The sequence below is a fragment of the Actinomadura sp. NPDC049382 genome (assembly GCF_040677125.1).
Classification (GTDB): domain Bacteria; phylum Actinomycetota; class Actinomycetes; order Streptosporangiales; family Streptosporangiaceae; genus Spirillospora; species Spirillospora geliboluensis.
In genome coordinates, this window is the sequence record NZ_JBFARO010000075.1 from 1 (window position 1) to 17,560 (window position 17,560).

Below are 17,560 nucleotides of genomic sequence, written 5' to 3' on the forward strand. Positions count from 1 at the left end.
GGGACTGGATCTCCTCGGCGGTGGCGTTGCCGCGCAGCATCTCGATCATCTCCATCGTCCAGATGCCGGACAGCGCGCGGGCGGCGAGGCGGCGGGGGTCGTCGGCGGGGATGTCCTCCGGGGGGCCGGACGCGGCGCGCAGCAGCAGCTCGCTCATCCGCTCGCCGAAGTCGGTCTTGACGTCGGAGAGCAGCAGCGAGCGGATCAGCGCCTCGGCCAGCTCGGGCTCGCGCATCAGGCCGCGGGTGGCGCGCATCAGCACCTCCACCGCGCGCTCGGGCGCGGCGCCGCCGCGGGGCGGCCGGCGCTCGATGCTGCCCTCGAGGAGGTCGAGCTCCTCGCTGACGACGGCGACGACGAGGTCCATCTTGGACGGGAAGTAGCGGTACAGCGTGCCGAGCGCCACCCCGGCCCGCTCGGAGACGGTGCGCATCTGCATCGCCTCGATCCCGCCGCGCGACGCGAGTGCCGCGGCGGCCTGCACGATACGCTTGCGCCGCTGGTGCTGGCTGCGGGAGCGCACGCCCTGCCCGGCCGCCTGCCCCGCCGGCTGACCGTCCCCGGTCACTGTCGGCTCTGCGGTCACGGTCGCCTTCCCTTCTGTGCGGGCTCGGCCGCCCGACGTGTCCCCCCGAGTCTACCGCTCTTGTGAGAACGTGTTATCTGATCGCGTGGCGGCGGGTGCGCTCGCGGGGTTTCCGGATCGCTCGTTTCCGCCGTACTGGGCAGGCTAACCGGCTCGGGAGCGGGAATGACCGGACCTCTGGACACGGACTAGAATCTGTTCTACTTTTTCGCCGTGGGCTGGTCCGGGAGGTGGGCGTGGAGAGCATCGCGGCGCTGCTGGAGGCGCGGGCGGACGACGACCGCCCCGGGCTGCGCTCCGCCGACGACGGCCGGGCCTGGACCTGGCGGGAGACCGTCGCCGAGTGCGCGGTCCGCGCCGCCTGGATGGCGGGCCGCGGGGGCGCGGAGCGGCCGGTCCACGTGGGCGTGCTGCTCGACAACGTGCCCGAGCTGGTGTTCCTCCTCGGCGGTGCCGCGCTGTCGGGCGCGGTGGCGGTGGCGCTGAACCCGACCCGCAGCGCCGTGGAGCTGGCCGGCGACGCCGAGCGCGCCGACTGCGATCTCGTCGTCGCGCAGGACCGGTACGCCGAGAAGGCCGCCGCGCTGGGGATTCCGGTGCTGGACGCCGGTGCCCTCGAAGCCGAACTCGCCCCCTTCGCGGGGGCTCCGCTCCCGGACGCCTCGGCGATCGGGCCGGCGACGCTGCTCATGCTGATCTTCACCTCGGGCACGTCCGGGCGGCCGCGCGCCGTGCGGATCACCCACCGCAAGATGGTCGTGCCGGGGGAGATGCTCGCCGAGCGCATGCTGACCCCGGAGTCGGTCGTCTACTGCCCGATGCCGCTGTTCCACTCGGGCGCGGTCATGGCGGCGTACGCGCCGGCGCTCGCGGCCGGTGCCGAGCTGGTGCTGCGCGCCCGGTTCTCGGCGTCCGGCGTCCTGCCCGACGTGCGCGCGCACGGCTGCACCTACCTGCACTACGTCGGCAAGGCGCTGTCGTACGTGCTGGCCACGCCGCCGGGCGAGGACGACGCGGCCAACCCGCTGCGGTTCGCGTTCGGGAACGAGGCCGCGCCGCTGGAGCAGAAGGCGTTCGGCGAGCGGTTCGGCTGCATCGTCATCGACGGCTACGGCTCGACCGAGACCGCGATCTCGCTGTCGCCCGACCCGTTCGGGCCGTCCGGGGCGCTCGGCAAGCTGCCGGCGGACGTCGCCGTCCTCGACCCGGCGACCGGCGAGCCGTGCCCGCCCGCCGTGTTCGACGCCGCCGGACGGGTCGTGAACGGCGACGAGGCCATCGGCGAGCTGGTCAAGACCGGCGACATGGGCCTGTTCGACGGCTACTACAAAGAGGACGCCCCCGACCGGATCCGCGACGGCGGGTTCTGGAGCGGCGACCTCGCCTACGCCGACGCGGACGGCTACGTCTACTTCGCGGGCCGCAGCGCCGACCGGCTCCGCGTGGACGGCGAGAACTTCGGCGCCGTCCAGGTCGAGCGGGTCCTGGCGGAGCTGCCCGGCGTCCGGCAGCTCGCCGTGTACGGGGTGCCGGACGCGGCGTCCGGCGACCAGGTGATGCTGGCCCTCGCCGCCGACGGCTTCGACCCCGAGGCGTTCGCCGGCTACCTGCGCGGGCGCGCCGACCTGGGCCCGAAATGGGTGCCCCGGTACGTCCGGGTGGCGCGGGAGCTGCCCGCGACCGCCTCCAACAAGATCCTCAAGCGCCGGCTGGCCGCGGACGGCTGGCGCACCGACGACCCGGTGTGGTGGCGGCCCGGCCGCGACCTCGCCTACCGGCCGATGACCGCGCAGGACGCGGCCGAACTGCGGGCCGAGTTCGCGCGGCGCGGCCGGCTGCACCTCCTGGAAGGGAGCGGATGAGTGGACTTCAACCTCGACGAGACCCAGCAAGAGATCAAGGGCCTCGCCGCCGAGGTGCTCGGGCGTGAGTGCACGCGCGAGCGCCTGGAGGAGTTCGAGAAGAGCGGCGCCCCCTTCGACGACGTGGCCTGGAAGGCGCTCGCCCAGGCGGGGCTGCTCGGGATCGTGCTCCCCGAGGACGCCGGCGGCGCCGGGCTCGGCCCGGTCGAGCTGGCGGTGATCCTGCGGGAGGTCGGCGCGCACGCCGCGCCCGTCCCGGTGTACGCCTCGCTCGCGCTGGCGGCCGTGCCGGTCGCGCGGCACGGGACGGCGGAGCAGCGCGCCCTGCTCGCCCCGCTGACCGAGGGCGCGGCGGTCCTGACCGGCGCGTACCGCGAGGTCGGCAGCGCCGGGGAGGTCGCCGCGACCGCCCGCGAGGACGGCGGCGGCTACGTCCTCGACGGCGTGAAGGCGTTCGTCCCGTACGCGCGGGAGGCGGCGCGGATCCTCGTGCCCGCCCGCGTCGAGGGCGCGGGCATCGGGGTGTTCCTCGTCGAGCCCGCCGCCGTGACGCTCACCGAGCAGCCGTCGGCGACGAGCGAGCCGCTGTACCGCGTGGTGCTGGACGGCACGAGGGTCGGCGCGGACGCCCTGCTCGGCGGGACGGCCGACGGCGCCGCCTGGGACACCCTCCGCCGCTCCGCCGTGGCCGGCGCGGTCGCCGTCTCGTCCGGCGTCATCGAGGGCGCGCTGGAGCTGACCAAGGAGTACACCAAGACCCGCGAGCAGTTCGACCGGGCGCTCGCGCAGTTCCAGGCCGTCACGATGCAGATCAGCGACGTCTACATCGCCAAGCGGGCGCTGGACGTGGCGGTCTGGGCGGGCGTCTGGCGGCTCGCCGAGGGCGCCGCCGACGCCGAGGAGCTGCTGACGATCGCCGCCTACAACGCGGGCGACCCCGTCATCAAGGCGCTCTACACCTGCCAGCACCTGCACGGCGGCATCGGCCTCGACATCACCTACCCGCTGCACCGGTACTTCGCGTGGGGCAAGCACTGCGCGCACCTGCTCGGCGGCGGGGACGACCGGCTCGACGCGCTCGGCGCTCTGATCGCTCAGGAGGCCTGAATGTTCATCGACCTGACCGACGAGCAGAAGAAGCTCCGCGCCGAGCTGCGCGAGTACTTCGAGAACTGCCTGACCGCCGAGCAGCGCGCCGCGATCGCGGCGGACCCGTTCGGCGACGCCTACCTGGAGCACTGCCGGCGGCTCGGCCGCGACGGCATGCTCGGCGTCGCGCTGCCGAAGGAGTACGGCGGCCGCGGCTACGGCCCCGTCGAGCAGACGATCTTCGCGAACGAGATCGCGCGCGCCGAGGTCACCTACCCGCTGATCACACTGAACTCGGTGGCGCCGACGATCCTGCAGTACGGGTCGGACGCGCACAAGGAGTTCTTCATCCCGCGCATCCTCGCGGGGGAGTGCCACTTCGCGATCGGCTACAGCGAGCCGGGCGCCGGCACCGACCTCGCGGCCCTGCGCACCACGGCGGTGCGGGACGGCGACCACTACGTGGTGAACGGGCAGAAGATCTTCACGTCCGGCGCGCACCACGCCGACTACGTGTGGCTCGCCGCCCGGACCGACCCGTCCGCGAAGAAGCACAAGGGCATCTCGATGTTCATCGTGGACTGCGCGGACCCGGGCTTCTCCTGGACGCCGATCATCACGATGGACGGCGCGCACCACACCAACTCCACGTACTTCCAGGACGTCCGCGTCCCGGCGGACATGCTGATCGGCGAGGAGAACAAGGGCTGGGACCTCATCGTCAACCAGCTCAACCACGAGCGGGTCACGCTCGGCCCCGCCGGGAACATCGGGCACACCTACATCCGCTTCGAGCGCTGGGCCCGCGCCACCGCCGGGCGGGACGGCCGGCCGCTCATCGAGGAGCCGTCCGTCCGCCGCGCGCTCGCCCAGGTGTACGCCTACCTGCGCGTCAACGAGATCCTGAACTGGCAGGTCGCCGCGAACCAGGACCTCGGCTGGCTCGGCGCCGCGGACGCGTCCGCCACGAAGATCTACTCCTCGGAGCGGATGCAGGACGTCGGCCGGATCGTCGGCGACGTCCTCGCCCGGCACGGCGACCCCGGCGACCCGGAGACGGCGTCCTTCATGGCGGCGGTCGACCGGCTCGCCAAGGGCGCGCTGGTGCTGACGTTCGGCGGCGGCGTCAACGAGATCCAGCGCGAGCTGATCGCGATGATCGGCCTCGGCCTGCCCCGCGCCCCGCGGTGACCGGCCGGCCGGGAGTCAGCTGGGTGCGCGGTGCGCGGGCTTCGGCTCGGCGCCGTGCGCGAACCCGGCCGCCTCGGCCGCGCTGCGCTGCGGCCCCGGCTGGGACTCCAGCCGGGGCAGCACGCGGCGCAGGTCGTCCATGAACAGGTCGGCGAGGTCGTGCCCGAACCCGTGCCGCACCACCACCCGCAGGACGGCGAGGTCGGTGCGGTTCTCGGGGAAGGTGTAGGCGGGCACGAGCCAGCCCGACTCGCGCAGCGCGGCCGACACGTCGTACACGGTGAAGGTGCCGACGTCCTCCCGCACCCGGAACGCGAACACCGGGATGTCGCCGCCGTCGGTGAGCGTCTCGAACGGGCCGAGCCGGCCGATCCCGGCCGCCAGCCGCGTCGCGACGTCCCGGCACGTCTGCTGGACGCGCCGGTACCCCTCGATGCCGAGCCGCAGGAAGTTGTAGTACTGGGCGACGACCTGCGCGCCGGGGCGGGAGAAGTTCAGCGCGAACGTCGGCATGTCGCCGCCGAGGTAGTTGACGTGGAAGACCAGGTCGTCGGGGAGCGCGTCCTCGTCCCGCCACAGCGCCCAGCCGACACCGGGCATGACCAGGCCGTACTTGTGGCCCGAGGTGTTGATGGACGCGACGCGGTCCAGCCGGAAGTCCCATTCCAGGCCGGCGTCGAGGAACGGCGCCACCATCGCGCCGGACGCGCCGTCCACATGGATCGGGACGTTCAGGCCGGTGCGCCGCTCCAGGTCGTCGAGCGCGGCGGCGATCTCCGCGACGGGCTCGTAGCTCCCGTCGAAGGTGGACCCGAGGACGGCGACGACGCCGATGGTGTTCTCGTCGCACAGCTCCACCGCCTCGCGGGCGCCGAGGTGGTAGCGGTCGCCCTCCATCGGCACGTACCGGGGCTCGACCTCGAAGTAGTTCGCGAACTTCTCCCAGCAGATCTGCACGTTGACGCCCATGACGAGGTTGGGCCGGTCGGCCGGCCGCCCGGCGGCGCGCCGCCGCTCCCGCCAGCGGCGCTTGAGCGCGAGCCCGCCGAGCATCGCCGCCTCGCTGGACCCGGTGGTCGAGCAGCCCACCGCGCGGCGCGGGTCGGGGGCGTGCCACAGCCGGGCGAGCATGTGCACGCAGCGCATCTCCAGCTCGGCGGTGCGCGGGTACTCGTCCTTGTCGATCATGTTCTTCTCGGCGCACTCGGACATCAGCCGCAGCGCCTCCGGCTCCGCCCACGTCGACACGAACGTGGCGAGGTTCAGCCGCGCGTTGCCGTCCAGCATCAGCTCGTCGTGGACGATCTGGTACGCGGTGCCGGGGTCCAGCTCGCCGGCGGGCAGCGCGTAGCGGGGGATCGTCAGCGGCTCGCGGCTGAAGACGGGGTTGACCCGCAGGTCGCGGTCGCCGCTCGCGGAGGTGTGGGGATGCTTCCGGGCCATGCCGTGCTTCCGGGCCATGTCGCCGTCCTTCCGCGCGCGCGGGGGCATGGCGTCCCCCGACTTCCGCATGCGGTACCCGCGGCGGCCCGTCCCACACCGGGCCCCCGGCCGGAGGGCTTGCTCGTCCGGCCTGCTCGGCCGGGCTACTCGGCCGGGCGCGCCGGTTCGTTGAGGCCGTTCTCCAGGATGGCGAACGCCTGGTCGACCGCCTCCGACAGCGAGGTGAACGCGCCGTCCATGCGGCGGGCGGCGTCGGCGGCGGCCTGGAACGCGCTGTGCGTCGCGGCGGCGACGACGTGCGGGCGCATGTCGGCGGCGGGGTCGAGGCCCATCCGCTGCGCGACGATCTCGGTGATCAGCGCCTGCTTGCGCTGCGCGTGCTCCAGGCTGCCCGCGAGCAGGGTGGGGCTGTCGTTGACCATCGTCAGCATGCACTCGAAGCGGTCGGGGTCGAAGCCGAGCTCGCCGGCCTCGCAGGCGCGGGCGATCTCCACCACGGTGCGGCGCAGCGCCGTCATGATCGGCTCGTCGGCGGGACGCGCGGCCAGCGCGGCCGTGACGGCCTGGACCTGCTCCTCCTGGAAGGTGAGCGCCACGTCCTCCTTCGAGGCGAAGTAGCGGAAGAACGTCCGGGCGGAGACGTCCACGGCGTCGGCGATCTCCTCGACGGTGGTGGCGTCGAAGCCCTTCTCGGCGAAGAGGGTGAACGCGGCGTCGATGAGCGCCTCGCGGGTGCGCTGCTTCTTGCGTTCGCGGCGGCCCGGGGGCTGGGGGCCGGGACCGGTCGCGGCGGTCGCGGCGGCGCCGGTCTCGGGGGCGGTCGCGGTCATGGGCGAAGTGTAACCAGCGGGTGAACCCGCGCCAAGCGGCAGCCGAAGAATATTGTCCCGAAGTGACTCATGTCGCATACAGGCGATCGGCAGTTGACGACAACTGTCATGCCATGACAGTTTGAGGGCCTACCCAAGCCGGAGGTCGATCAATGACCCATTCCCAGAGCGCCGGGACACTCGAACCCGGCGCCGTCAACGTCCCGCCGCGCGACCAGCCGCGCGCACGCTCCGCGAGAGCGGGGCACGGGCATCCCTGGCTCACGCTCCTCGCCGTCGCGCTCGGCGTGATGATGGTCGGGCTGGACGCGACCGTCGTGTCCATCGCCAACCCCGCGATCGCCAAGGACCTCGGCGCGAGCCTGTCCGGGCTCCAGTGGGTGACGAACGCCTACCTGCTCGCGCTCGCCGTCACGCTGATCCCGGCCGGGAAGATCGCCGACCGGTTCGGGCGCAAGCGGACCTTCCTGGCCGGAGTGGTCGGGTTCGCGGTGTCCTCGGTGCTGATCGGGCTGTCCGGCGGGCTCGGCATGGTGATCTTCTGGCGCGTCGTGCAGGGCCTGGCCGGCGCGCTGCTGCAGCCCGCCAGCCTCGCCATCCTGCGCAACACCTTCCCCGCCGAGCGGCTCAACACCGCGATCGGCATCTGGGGCGGCACGCTCGGCGTCTCCATCGCGGGCGGCCCGATCGTCGCCGGGCTGCTGGTCGAGAACGTCAACTGGGAGTCGGTGTTCTTCCTCAACGCCCCGCTCGGGCTGGTCGCGCTGCTGGTCGGCTTCTGGGTGATCCGCGAGTCGCGGGACGAGGAGGCCGCCGGCTCGTTCGACCTGCCCGGTGTCGCGCTGCTCACCGGCGCGCTGTTCGCGCTGGTGTGGGGCCTCATCAAAGCCGGCGAGCACGGGTTCGGGGACGCCGTCCCGCTGGTGTCGTTCGCTGTGTCCGCCGTGCTGTTCGCCGTGTTCGCCTGGAACGAGCTGCGGGCGGAGAACCCGCTGCTGCCGCTCGGCCTGTTCCGCTCGGTGTCGCTGTCGGCGGCGACCGGGCTCATCGTCCTCGGCTTCTTCGCGATGTTCGGGACGATCTTCTTCCTCACCCTCTACCTGCAGCAGGTGCACGGGATGAGCCCGGTGGACGCCGGTGTCCGGCTGCTGCCGATGACCGCCGTGTTCATCGTCGCCTCCCCGATCGCGGGCGCGCTGACCAGCAGGTTCGGGCCGCGGCTGCCGCTCGTCCTCGGGATGGTGTTCACCGCGGCCGCGATGTTCGGGCTGTCCCGCGTCGGGGTGGACGCCGCCTACGTGCAGCTCTGGCCGTGGTTCATCCTCATCGGGCTGGCGTTCGGGATGGTCCTCGTCGCCGGGACGGAGGCCATCGTCGGCAACGCCCCCGCCCACCTCGCGGGCGTCGCGGGCGGGCTCCAGCAGACCGCTTCGCAGGTCGGCGGCGTCCTCGGCACGTCGGTGCTGGGCGTGCTGCTGTCCACCAAGGTCGGGGACGTGCTGTTCGGCCGGCTCACCGACGCCGGGGTCCCCGCGCCGGCCGCGCACCAGCTCGAAGGTGCCGGCGGGCTCGTGTCGCAGGGCGTGGCGCCCGTCCCGCCCGGCACGCCGGAGGGGGCCGCCGAGGCCATCACCACCGGAAGCCACCTGGCGTTCATGGACGGCTTCCAGACGTCGCTGAGCGTCGCCGCCGTGGTGGCGCTCGCCGCCGCCCTCGCCGCGCTGCTCGTGCGGCGCGGCAGCACCGCCGTCGACGGTGCCGTGGCGGTCTGAGCGGCCGGGTTAGGCTGCCGGTGTGATGGGCGCGTTCGCGCGGCGGTACGCGATGCCGCTGACGTTCCTCGGGCTGTTCGCGGCGGTGTGGACGGTGCAGGCCCTCGTCCTGCCGCCGGACGCCCGGCACGCGATGATCGCCTGGGCCAGCACCAACCTGGCGAACCTCGCGGTCAACCCGGTGGGGACGATGGTCGCGTCGGCGTTCGTCGCCGAGGGGGCGCAGGGCGTGCTGATGGTCGCGGCCGCGATCGGGCTGTTCCCCCTCACCCGGCGGTTCGGGAACCTGCGGGCCGTGGTGCTCGTCGCCGCCTCGCACGTCCTCGGCACGCTCGTCAGCCAGGGCATCGCGCTGGTGCGGCTGGAGGCGGGCCTGCTGTCGGACTCCATCCGCACGATCCCCGATGTGGGCCCGTCCTACGTGCTGTGCGCGGCGCTCGTCGCGGCGTTCCTGTACGGGCGCGGGCGGGTGCGGCGGCTGCTGGCGCTCGCCGGCTGGGCCGCGCTCACGCCCGCGCTGCTGGACGGCCTGCTCGGGCTGGAGGTCGCCGCCGTCGGGCACGTGGTGGCGATGCTGGCGGGCGCGCTGATCGGCGGGCTGCTCCTGCTGCTGGAACGCCGCCGTGCCGGAGCGCCCGCGCTCGCGGACCCGGTGCCGAGGCCCGGCCCGGTGGCCGAGGTCTAACCCGGTGGCCGAGGTCTGACCCGGTGGCCGAGGTCTGACCGCCGTCAGCCCTGACCCGGCTCCGGGGCGGGGTTCGCGGTGGGGCTCGGGCCGGGGCTCCCGGAACCGTCCAAGGGCGGTGTCGACGGGGTGTCCGTCGGCGGCGTGGTGGGCGGCGTCGAGCCGTCGTCCGGCGGGGTCGCCGGGCCGGACGGCGTGGCCGGCGGCGTCGACGGGGGAGTGGCCGGCTGCTCCGGCGTCGTGGACGGCTGCTCCGGCCGCGACGGCGTGTCCGTCGTCGGCTTCTTCTCCGGGGCGGGCCTCCCGGCCGGGGAGGTGGGCGCGGGCGCCGCGCCGCCGGGCGTGCCGCCCGCCTGCCGGGGCCCGCCGTCGTAGGCGCTGGTGACCGGGTTCTCGGACGCGGACGGCGAGCCGCCCTTCGCCCGCTCCGAGCCGGTGAGGCCGGGCGGCGGCTGCCGCGGGACGCCGCTCGTCGTGGCGGACGCGGGGTTCGTCTGCCCGTTGCTCGCCGTCGGGATGAGAGAGGTGGCGCCCCCGCCGCCCTTGGCCGCCGGCCAGGAGACCAGCAGGCCGATGACGGCGGCGGCCGACGCGGCGACGCCGGCGGCGGCGCCGAAGCCCTTGGAGATGCCGCCCGAGATGCCGCGCTTCGGACGCTCCTTGCGCTCCGCGCCGATGACCACGAGCGGGCTGGGCGCGGCGACGCTCGGCAGCGGCCGGGTCGCCTCCTCCTCGCACGCGGCGAGCACCCGGTCGCGCAGCCAGCCGGGCGCCGTCGCGGGCGCGCGGCGGGCGAGCAGCTGCGGCAGCCTGCCCTTCTCGAACGCGGAGATGAGGTCGAGCCGCGGCTCGGTGGCGCCGCGCATCAGGAGGTCGAGGACGGCCCGCTCCAGCCGGGTGCGCGCGGCGCCGAGCAGCTGGACGACGGTGTCGGGCGCGATGCCGAGGACGCGGGCGATGTCGTGCGGTTCGAGCCATTCGCCCGCCCACAGCAGCAGGACCTCGCGGTGGTCGGGGCGCAGCCCGGCGGCGGCGCGCGGCAGCGGGTCGGAGTCGGCGAACAGCATCCCGCCCTGCGCGGCGATCTCGCCGGTGAAGGCGCCGCGGTCGGCGCAGGCCGTCCGGGAGAGCGAGTACAGCCAGAGCACGCTGTCGCCGCGCGGCGGCTGGTGCACCGCGGCGCTGAACGTGTCGCCGACGGCCGCCGCCGCGAGCTGGTCGCCCACCAGCGACCAGCAGTACGCGTACAGGCGGTCGGCGTGCGCGTCGTAGAGCGAGCCCAGGTCCCCGCGCATGTGCCCTCCCGTTCCCGTCCGCCTGGTCCATTGGACCGACAAATAGTGCATATACCGCAGATCACCGGGACTCTAGCGCCTCCCGTCCACCGCTGAGAAGTCCGCGATCGGACGGTGCGTCGAATAGCACTCAAGGTAGCCGTGGTGCCTGCGGACGGTGATGTTCACGGAGATTTAAGGAAGTTCCCGAACATCGGCGGATTCCTGATGCGGTTCAGCAGGGAAGGATTCGAACCCGTTATCGATTTACGTGAGGAGTCAACGGTGACCCGCCTGACAGTCGACGGCGTCTACCAGCACATTCGCGGTGTCTGCTTCAAGACCGGGCCGCCCGGGACGGTCGGCGCGGAGACGGAGTGGTTCGTCGTCGACACCGCCGACACCGCCGCCCACGTGCCCGCCGAGCGGGTGCGCGCGCTCGTCGCGGACGCCGGCCCGCCGGCCGCCGGCAGCAAGATCACCTACGAGCCGGGCGGGCAGCTCGAACTCAGCTCCGCGCCCTTCCGCGGCCTCGGCCCGCTGCACACCGCGCTCGGCCGCGACATCGCGCAGATCCGCGACGCGCTCGCCGCGGACGGGCTGGCGCTCGCCGGGCACGGCGTCGACCCCGTCCGGCGGCCCCGCTTCCAGGCCGACCACCCGCGCTACGCGTGCATGCGGGACTACTTCCGCGCGGGCGGCTTCCCGGACGCGGGCCTCGCGATGATGTGCTCCACCGCGTCCGTCCAGGTGAACCTCGACATCGGCGCCGACGACCCGGACGCTGCCCGCCGCTGGCGGCTCGCGCACGCGCTCGGGCCGGTGCTGGTCGCCGCGTTCGCCAACTCGCCGCTGCGGGCCGGCCGCCGCACCGGGATGCGCTCGTCCCGGCAGGGCATCTGGACCGAGCTCGACCCCTGCCGCACCCTGCCCGTCCTGCGGGACGGGGCCGACGGCGACCCCGCCGAGGCGTGGACGCGGTACGCGCTCGACGCCCGGGTCATGCTCGTCCACACCGCCGAGGGCAAGTGGGTCTCCGACCCCGGCATGTCGTTCCTGGAATGGCTCGACAAGGGCGAGCCGGGCGAGGACGACCTGGCCTACCACCTGTCCACCCTGTTCCCGCCGGTCCGGCCGCGCGGCTGGCTGGAACTGCGCATGATCGACGCGCCGCCCGGCCGCTACTGGCCCGTCCCGGTCGCCGTCGCGACCGCGCTCCTGGACGACCCGGCCGCGTCCCTGGCCGCCGAGGCGGCGACCGAGCCCGTCGCGGGCCGGTGGGCTGCGGCGGCCCGGTGCGGGCTGGCGGACGCGCCGCTCGCCGCCGCCGCCCGCTCCTGCTTCGCGGCGGCGCTCGACGCGCTGCCCCGGCTCGGCGCGGCCGGGCTCGTCCCGCTCGTGGAGGAGTACGCCCGCCGGTACGTCGAGTGCGGCCGCAGCCCCGCCGACGACGCCCCGGCCCCGGCCCCGTCCTCGTTCTCGTCCTCGTCCGAGATCCCGTCCCCGCCCCCGCTTCCGTCCGAGGAGGACCCCACATGGCCCCGATGAGCTCCCCGGGCCCGCTCGACACCCGCGACGACGCCCGCGACGACGATGCGCTGAAGGAACTGATCGCCGGTGAGCTCGGCGCGGTGCGCGACCGCAGCTTCGGCCTCACCACCGACGTCCTCGCCGAGGACGACCTCACCGCGCAGGTGTCGCCCCTGATGTCGCCGCTGGTGTGGGACCTCGCGCACGTCGGCAACTACGAGGAACTGTGGCTGCTGCGCGCCGCGGCGGGCCAGGAGGCGATGCGGCCGGAGATCGACGACCTGTACGACGCGTTCGAGCATCCCCGCAGCGAACGGCCGACGCTGCCGCTCCTGCGCCCGGACGAGGCCCGCGCCTACATCGGCACGGTCCGGTCCAAGGTGCTCGACTCGCTGTCGTCCGTGCGGTTCGACACGGCGAATCCGCTGACGTCGGGCGGGTTCGTGTACGGGATGGTGGTGCAGCACGAGCACATGCACGACGAGACCATGCTCGCCACCCATCAGCTCAGGAAGGGCGCCCCCGCACTGCTCGACCCCTTGGCCGAGCCACTGCGGAAGCCCGCCGAGGGTACCCGCGCCGAGGAAGTGCTCATCGAGGCGGGCCCGTTCCAGATGGGCACCTCGGACGACCCATGGGCGTACGACAACGAGCGCCCCGTGCACCTCGTCGACCTGCCCGCGTACTACATCGACGTGGAGCCGGTGACCAACGCCGCCTACCTAGCCTTCATGGAAGCGGGCGGATACGACGACCCGCGCTGGTGGGACCCGGCCGGATGGGAGTGGCGCAACCGCAGCGGCAAACGCGCCCCCGCCTTCTGGACCCGGGAAGGCGGACAGTGGGTCCGGCGCCGGTTCGGACGGATGGAACCCGTCCCGTCCGGCGAACCCGTCCAGCACGTGTGCTGGTACGAGGCCGACGCCTACGCGCGGTGGGCCGGCAAGAGGCTCCCGACCGAGGCCGAATGGGAGAAGGCCGCCCGCTGGGACCCGGCCACGGAGCGCTCAAGGCGCTACCCCTGGGGCGACGTGTACGAAGAGGGCCGCGCCAACCTCGGGCAGCGCGCGCTACGCCCGTCCGAGACCGGCACCTACGCGTCGGGTGCGTCGGCCTACGGAGTCAGGCGCCTCCTAGGGGACGTGTGGGAGTGGACGTCGTCCGACTTCCACGGCTACCCGGGCTTCCGCTCATTCCCCTACAAGGAGTACTCGGAAGTCTTCTTCGGCCCCGACTACAAGGTGCTGAGGGGCGGATCCTGGGCCACGCACCCGCTCGCCATACGCGGCTCGTTCCGCAACTGGGACTACCCCATCCGCAGGCAGATCTTCTCCGGCTTCCGCTGCGCCCGCACGCCCGGGGAGGACCGCTGAATGTGCCGCCATCTCGGCTACCTGGGGCCTGAGCAGACCCTGCACTCGCTCGTCTACGACGGCGAGCACTCCCTGGAGACCCAGGCGTACGCGCCGCGCATGACGCAGGGGAACCTGCTGAACGCCGACGGGTTCGGCGTCGGCTGGTACCAGGACGGCGCCGCATCCCGGGTGCCGGTCCGGTTCCGCCGCGCCCAGCCCCTCTGGACCGACCAGTCGTTCCGCGAGGTCGCCGGCGCCGTCCGGACGTCGTGCGCGGTCGCGGCGATCCGGTCGGCGACCGTCGGATTCCCCGTGGACGAGTCGTGCGCCCAGCCGTTCCGCGCCGGGACGTGGCTGTTCAGCCACAACGGCAAGGTCGAGGGCTACGGCGGCGTCGAGGGCAAGCTCCGCGAGCTGGCCGGCGACGTCGCCGAGGTCCCCGACGCCCGCGCGCCGGTCGACTCCGCGCCGCTGTTCGCGCTCGCCGTCCGGCACTGGCGGGACGGCGCGCCGCTCGGCGACGGCCTCGCCGCCGCCCTCGCCGCCGTCACCGCCCTCGCCCCCGGCCGCTACAACCTGCTCGCCTCCGACGGCGCCGCGCTGGCCGCCACCACCTGGGGCGACTCGCTGTTCGTCCGGGAGGACGCGGACGCCGTCCGGATCGCGTCGGAGCCGCTCGACGACGATCCCGCCTGGCGGCCCGTCCCCGACCGCTCCCTCGTCACCGCCGCGCCAGGCTCCGGCGTGCGCGTCCGACCGCTCTGACTCCGATTCCCGCGAAGGAGAACCACCCTGTGAACGACCGCATGGACCGGTTCCTGACCGCCGACGACCTCGCCAAGACGCTCCGCCGGGACGTCCGGGAGGGGCTCACCGGCACGCCCAAGACCCTGCCGCCCAAGTGGTTCTACGACGAGCGCGGCAGCGCGCTCTTCGAGGAGATCACCGCGCTGGAGGAGTACTACCCGACCCGGCGCGAGCGGGAGATCCTCACCGCGCGGGCGCCCGAGATCGCCGCCGCCACCGGCGCCCGGACGCTGCTGGAACTCGGCGCCGGGTCGGGGGAGAAGGCCCGGCTGCTCCTGGACGCCCTGTCCGGCACGCTGCGCTCCTACGTGCCGGTCGACGTCAGCGGCGACTTCCTGGAGGAGGCCGCCGCCGGGATCGCCGCCGACCATCCGGGCCTCGCCGTCCGGGCCGTCGTCGCCGACTACGAGCAGCACCTGCCGCTGCTGCCCGGCGGCGAGCGGCGGCTCGTCGCCTTCCTCGGCGGGACGATCGGCAACATGCCGCCCGCCGAGCGGATCGGGTTCCTCGGCGGCGTCCGCGCCACCATGGGCGACGGCGACTTCCTGCTGCTCGGCGCCGACCTCGTCAAGGACCCCGGGCGGCTCGTCCGCGCCTACGACGACGCGGCCGGGGTGACCGCCGAGTTCAACCGCAACGTCCTGTACGTCATCAACCGGGAGCTGGACGCAGACTTCGACCCGGAGGCGTTCGAGCACGTCGCCCTCTGGAACGAGGCGGAGGAGTGGATCGAGATGCGGCTGCGGTCCGTCCGCGACCAGCGCGTCCGCGTCGGCGGCCTCGACCTGGAGGTGTCGTTCGCGGCGGGGGAGGAGACCCGCACCGAGGTCTCCGCCAAGTTCCGCCGCGAGCGCCTCGACGCCGAGCTCGGCGCGGCCGGGATGGCGGTCGCCGCGTTCTGGACCGACCCGGGCGGCGACTTCTCCCTCACCCTCGCCCGTCCCGCCGACTGAGGCCGGACGGGCCGACCGGCTGAGGCAGCGCCCGCCCGGATCAGCGCTTGCGCGCCGGGTGGGCGAGGCCGAGCCGGTCGAGGTCCGCGACCAGGCGGGTCGCCACGTAGCGGTGGCCCGTCTGGTTCGGGTGGGTGCGGTCCCGCTTGATGTAGCGCGGCGCGTTGCCCTGGCCGGTCACCCAGTCACCGGTGATCCACTTCTCGGCGATCGGGTCGATGAACGGGACGTCCAGCTGCCCGGAGAGGCCCTTCAGCGCGTCCCGGACGGCGAGCGCCCCCGGGGTCGGCGTGCCCGTCCCCCACAGCGGGCCCACCAGCACGACGCGGGTGCCGGGCCAGCGCTGCCGGGCCCGCTGGAGCAGCAGGTGCGCCGCCGCGGCCACCTTCGGCGCCGGGAGCCGCCAGTCGTTGTGGCCGCCGGACACGATGAGCAGGTCGGGGGCGGGGCGCCAGCCGAGCTGGCTCTCGAACAGGCCGAGGAACGCCTGCGTCCCGCGCCCCTTGGCGAGGAAGCCGGTGCCCGCGCGCCCGCCGATGACGACCTGCCAGCCGAGCAGCCGCGCCGCGGCCGCCGCGTACGTCGTCTCCGGCTCCGCGCCGCGGTCGCCCACCGTGTAGCTGTCGCCGAGGAACATCACCACGGGCGCGGCCTTCCGGGACCCGCCGTCCTTGGCCGGGGCCTTCGGCGGGCCGTCGGCGGCGGCCGGCGTGTGGACCGAGCCCGTGAGGACGGAGCAGCCGGTGGCCGCCAGGGCCGCCACCAGGCTCAGGCACAGCATCAACGTCGCCGCGCCGCGTCGGGCGCGGCGATATGTCATGGAAGACCACCCAAAAGTTCCAGGGGATGCATGCGGCATCTTACTGATCCGCCGCCGCCGCGGGGGCCTCTCGCGGCAGCGCGGTGCCGCCGTCGACACCGTCCGTTCACTCCGGGCTCACCCCGGGGCCGGGACCGGGTCACCGGAGGGCGGGAGGGTTCCGCGGTGACTGGACGGGAACGGCTCAGGGAACTCGACCTGCTGCGCTTCGCGGCGGCGCTGGCGGTGGTGCTGTACCACTTCACGGGCTTCGGAGGGGCCGGGCCGTGGCCGGAGCCGTCGGCCGAGGTCTTCCCCGCGCTCGGGGACGTGACGCGCTTCGGCTACCTCGGCGTCGACCTCTTCTTCGTGATCAGCGGGTTCGTGATCCTGATGAGCGCGTGGGGGCGCGGGCCGGGCGAGTTCGGCGTGTCCCGGCTGGTCAGGCTGATGCCGGCGTACTGGGTGAGCGTGCTGCTGGGCGCGGTGGTGTACGCGGTGTTCCGGCAGGGCCACGGCGTCCCCGGCCTGGTGCTGCCGAACCTCACCATGCTGCAGGGCGGCCTCGGCCTGCGGAACGTGGACGCCGTCTACTGGACGCTCTGGGTCGAACTCCACTTCTACGTGCTCGTCGCCGTCCTCGCGAGCATCGGCATCACCTACCGCTCCTGCCTGGTGTTCATGGCGGCCTGGCTGTTCGCGGGCGTCTACGCCGACGAGGCCGACAACGACCTGCTCCAGGTGATGCTGATCCCGACCTGGAGCTGCTACTTCATCGCCGGCATGGCGCTCTACATGATCCACCGGTTCGGGCCGACGCTGCTGCTCTGGGGCTACGTGGCCGTGACCTACCTGATCGCGCTGCACTGGGGCGCCTGGCGCGCCGAGCACGTCTTCCGCGGCGCGAACGAGATCGTGGTCAGCGCGATCATCACCGGAATCTTCGCCGTGATGATCCTCGTCGCGACACACCGGCTCCGGTGGCTGCGATGGTCGCGGCTGACCGTCCTCGGTGCGCTCACGTACCCGCTGTACCTCGTCCACTCGCAACTCGCGCTGCCCCTACTGGACGCCCTGTACCCAGACCTCGGAAAGTGGCCGGCGCTGTGCGTCGTCGTGGCCGCGTCCCTGCTGAGCGCGTACGCCGTCCACCGCCTGGTCGAACGCCCGGGAGCGGCCTGGATGCGCGCACGCCTGTACGCGTCGCTGGAGCCCCTGCGCCGCGTGGCGGAAACGTCTAACTTTGTCGGTCATGGTGGACGGGGCGGCCCTACTGGCAACGGCACTGAGCCTCCTGACCGCACCCCGGCCCCTGCGGTGCCGCCCGCGCGACCGCCGGAACCAATGGACCTGGCCCGAAACTAAAACCCGCACAAGCCGCCCA

General features: G+C 73.7%; 15 protein-coding genes. 10 read left to right on the forward strand and 5 right to left on the reverse strand.

Annotation, left to right across the window (positions count from 1 at the left end; genetic code table 11):
* The coding region (locus AB0K34_RS31540) for a TetR family transcriptional regulator (protein ID WP_364552699.1) at positions 1-586 on the reverse strand (586 nt) is incomplete at its 3' end.
* A 236-nt stretch (positions 587-822) separates the two neighbouring features.
* Between AB0K34_RS31540 and AB0K34_RS31545 the strand changes: the two genes are divergently transcribed.
* From AB0K34_RS31545 to AB0K34_RS31555, 3 genes are read left to right on the forward strand one after another with little or no spacing between them, the layout of a single operon-like run.
* On the forward strand, positions 823-2,448 hold the full coding sequence (locus AB0K34_RS31545) for an AMP-binding protein (RefSeq protein WP_364552701.1): 1,626 nt from the start codon (positions 823-825) through the stop codon (positions 2,446-2,448).
* Complete coding sequence (locus AB0K34_RS31550) at positions 2,449-3,555, forward strand: acyl-CoA dehydrogenase family protein (RefSeq protein WP_364552703.1); 1,107 nt, start codon at positions 2,449-2,451, stop codon at positions 3,553-3,555.
* Positions 3,556-4,728: an acyl-CoA dehydrogenase family protein gene (locus AB0K34_RS31555; RefSeq protein ID WP_138640508.1), complete on the forward strand. Its 1,173-nt coding sequence runs from the start codon at positions 3,556-3,558 to the stop codon at positions 4,726-4,728.
* A gap of 15 nt (positions 4,729-4,743) precedes the next feature.
* Here AB0K34_RS31555 and AB0K34_RS31560 read toward each other — a convergent pair whose 3' ends face one another.
* Both AB0K34_RS31560 and AB0K34_RS31565 read right to left on the reverse strand, forming a co-directional pair.
* On the reverse strand, positions 4,744-6,189 hold the full coding sequence (locus AB0K34_RS31560; protein ID WP_240808413.1) for a glutamate decarboxylase: 1,446 nt from the start codon (positions 6,187-6,189) through the stop codon (positions 4,744-4,746).
* A gap of 125 nt (positions 6,190-6,314) precedes the next feature.
* Positions 6,315-7,001: a TetR family transcriptional regulator gene (locus tag AB0K34_RS31565; protein WP_364552705.1), complete on the reverse strand. Its 687-nt coding sequence runs from the start codon at positions 6,999-7,001 to the stop codon at positions 6,315-6,317.
* Positions 7,002-7,153: 152 nt separating this feature from the next.
* Between AB0K34_RS31565 and AB0K34_RS31570 the strand changes: the two genes are divergently transcribed.
* Positions 7,154-8,773: an MFS transporter gene (locus AB0K34_RS31570; RefSeq protein WP_364552707.1), complete on the forward strand. Its 1,620-nt coding sequence runs from the start codon at positions 7,154-7,156 to the stop codon at positions 8,771-8,773.
* 25 nt (positions 8,774-8,798) lie between these two features.
* Positions 8,799-9,458 carry a rhomboid-like protein gene (locus AB0K34_RS31575; RefSeq protein WP_364552733.1) on the forward strand — a complete coding sequence of 220 codons (660 nt, stop codon included), beginning with the start codon at positions 8,799-8,801 and terminating at the stop codon, positions 9,456-9,458.
* A gap of 44 nt (positions 9,459-9,502) precedes the next feature.
* Here AB0K34_RS31575 and AB0K34_RS31580 read toward each other — a convergent pair whose 3' ends face one another.
* Positions 9,503-10,753 (reverse strand): hypothetical protein, encoded by a 1,251-nt coding sequence (locus tag AB0K34_RS31580; RefSeq protein ID WP_364552709.1) that lies wholly within the window; start codon positions 10,751-10,753, stop codon positions 9,503-9,505.
* Between the two features lie 264 nt (positions 10,754-11,017).
* Here AB0K34_RS31580 and egtA point away from each other — a divergent pair, with 264 nt between their 5' ends.
* From egtA to egtD, 4 genes are read left to right on the forward strand one after another with little or no spacing between them, the layout of a single operon-like run.
* The gene (egtA, locus tag AB0K34_RS31585) at positions 11,018-12,280 is read left to right on the forward strand and encodes an ergothioneine biosynthesis glutamate--cysteine ligase EgtA (protein WP_364552711.1); all 1,263 of its coding nucleotides are present in this window, start codon (positions 11,018-11,020) and stop codon (positions 12,278-12,280) included.
* Positions 12,277-13,635 carry an ergothioneine biosynthesis protein EgtB gene (gene egtB / locus AB0K34_RS31590; RefSeq protein WP_364552735.1) on the forward strand — a complete coding sequence of 453 codons (1,359 nt, stop codon included), beginning with the start codon at positions 12,277-12,279 and terminating at the stop codon, positions 13,633-13,635. Before egtA ends, egtB begins: the two co-directional genes overlap by 4 nt.
* Positions 13,636-14,382: an ergothioneine biosynthesis protein EgtC gene (gene egtC / locus AB0K34_RS31595; protein WP_364552713.1), complete on the forward strand. Its 747-nt coding sequence runs from the start codon at positions 13,636-13,638 to the stop codon at positions 14,380-14,382.
* Between the two features lie 41 nt (positions 14,383-14,423).
* On the forward strand, positions 14,424-15,377 hold the full coding sequence (gene egtD / locus AB0K34_RS31600; RefSeq protein ID WP_364552736.1) for an L-histidine N(alpha)-methyltransferase: 954 nt from the start codon (positions 14,424-14,426) through the stop codon (positions 15,375-15,377).
* Positions 15,378-15,417: 40 nt separating this feature from the next.
* On the opposite strand, the gene AB0K34_RS31605 is transcribed toward egtD, so the two are convergent.
* Positions 15,418-16,197, reverse strand: coding sequence for an SGNH/GDSL hydrolase family protein (locus AB0K34_RS31605; RefSeq protein ID WP_364552715.1), 780 nt, complete (start codon positions 16,195-16,197; stop codon positions 15,418-15,420).
* A 165-nt stretch (positions 16,198-16,362) separates the two neighbouring features.
* Here AB0K34_RS31605 and AB0K34_RS31610 point away from each other — a divergent pair, with 165 nt between their 5' ends.
* Positions 16,363-17,541, forward strand: coding sequence for an acyltransferase (locus tag AB0K34_RS31610; RefSeq protein WP_364552717.1), 1,179 nt, complete (start codon positions 16,363-16,365; stop codon positions 17,539-17,541).
* Positions 17,542-17,560 lie beyond the last annotated feature (19 nt).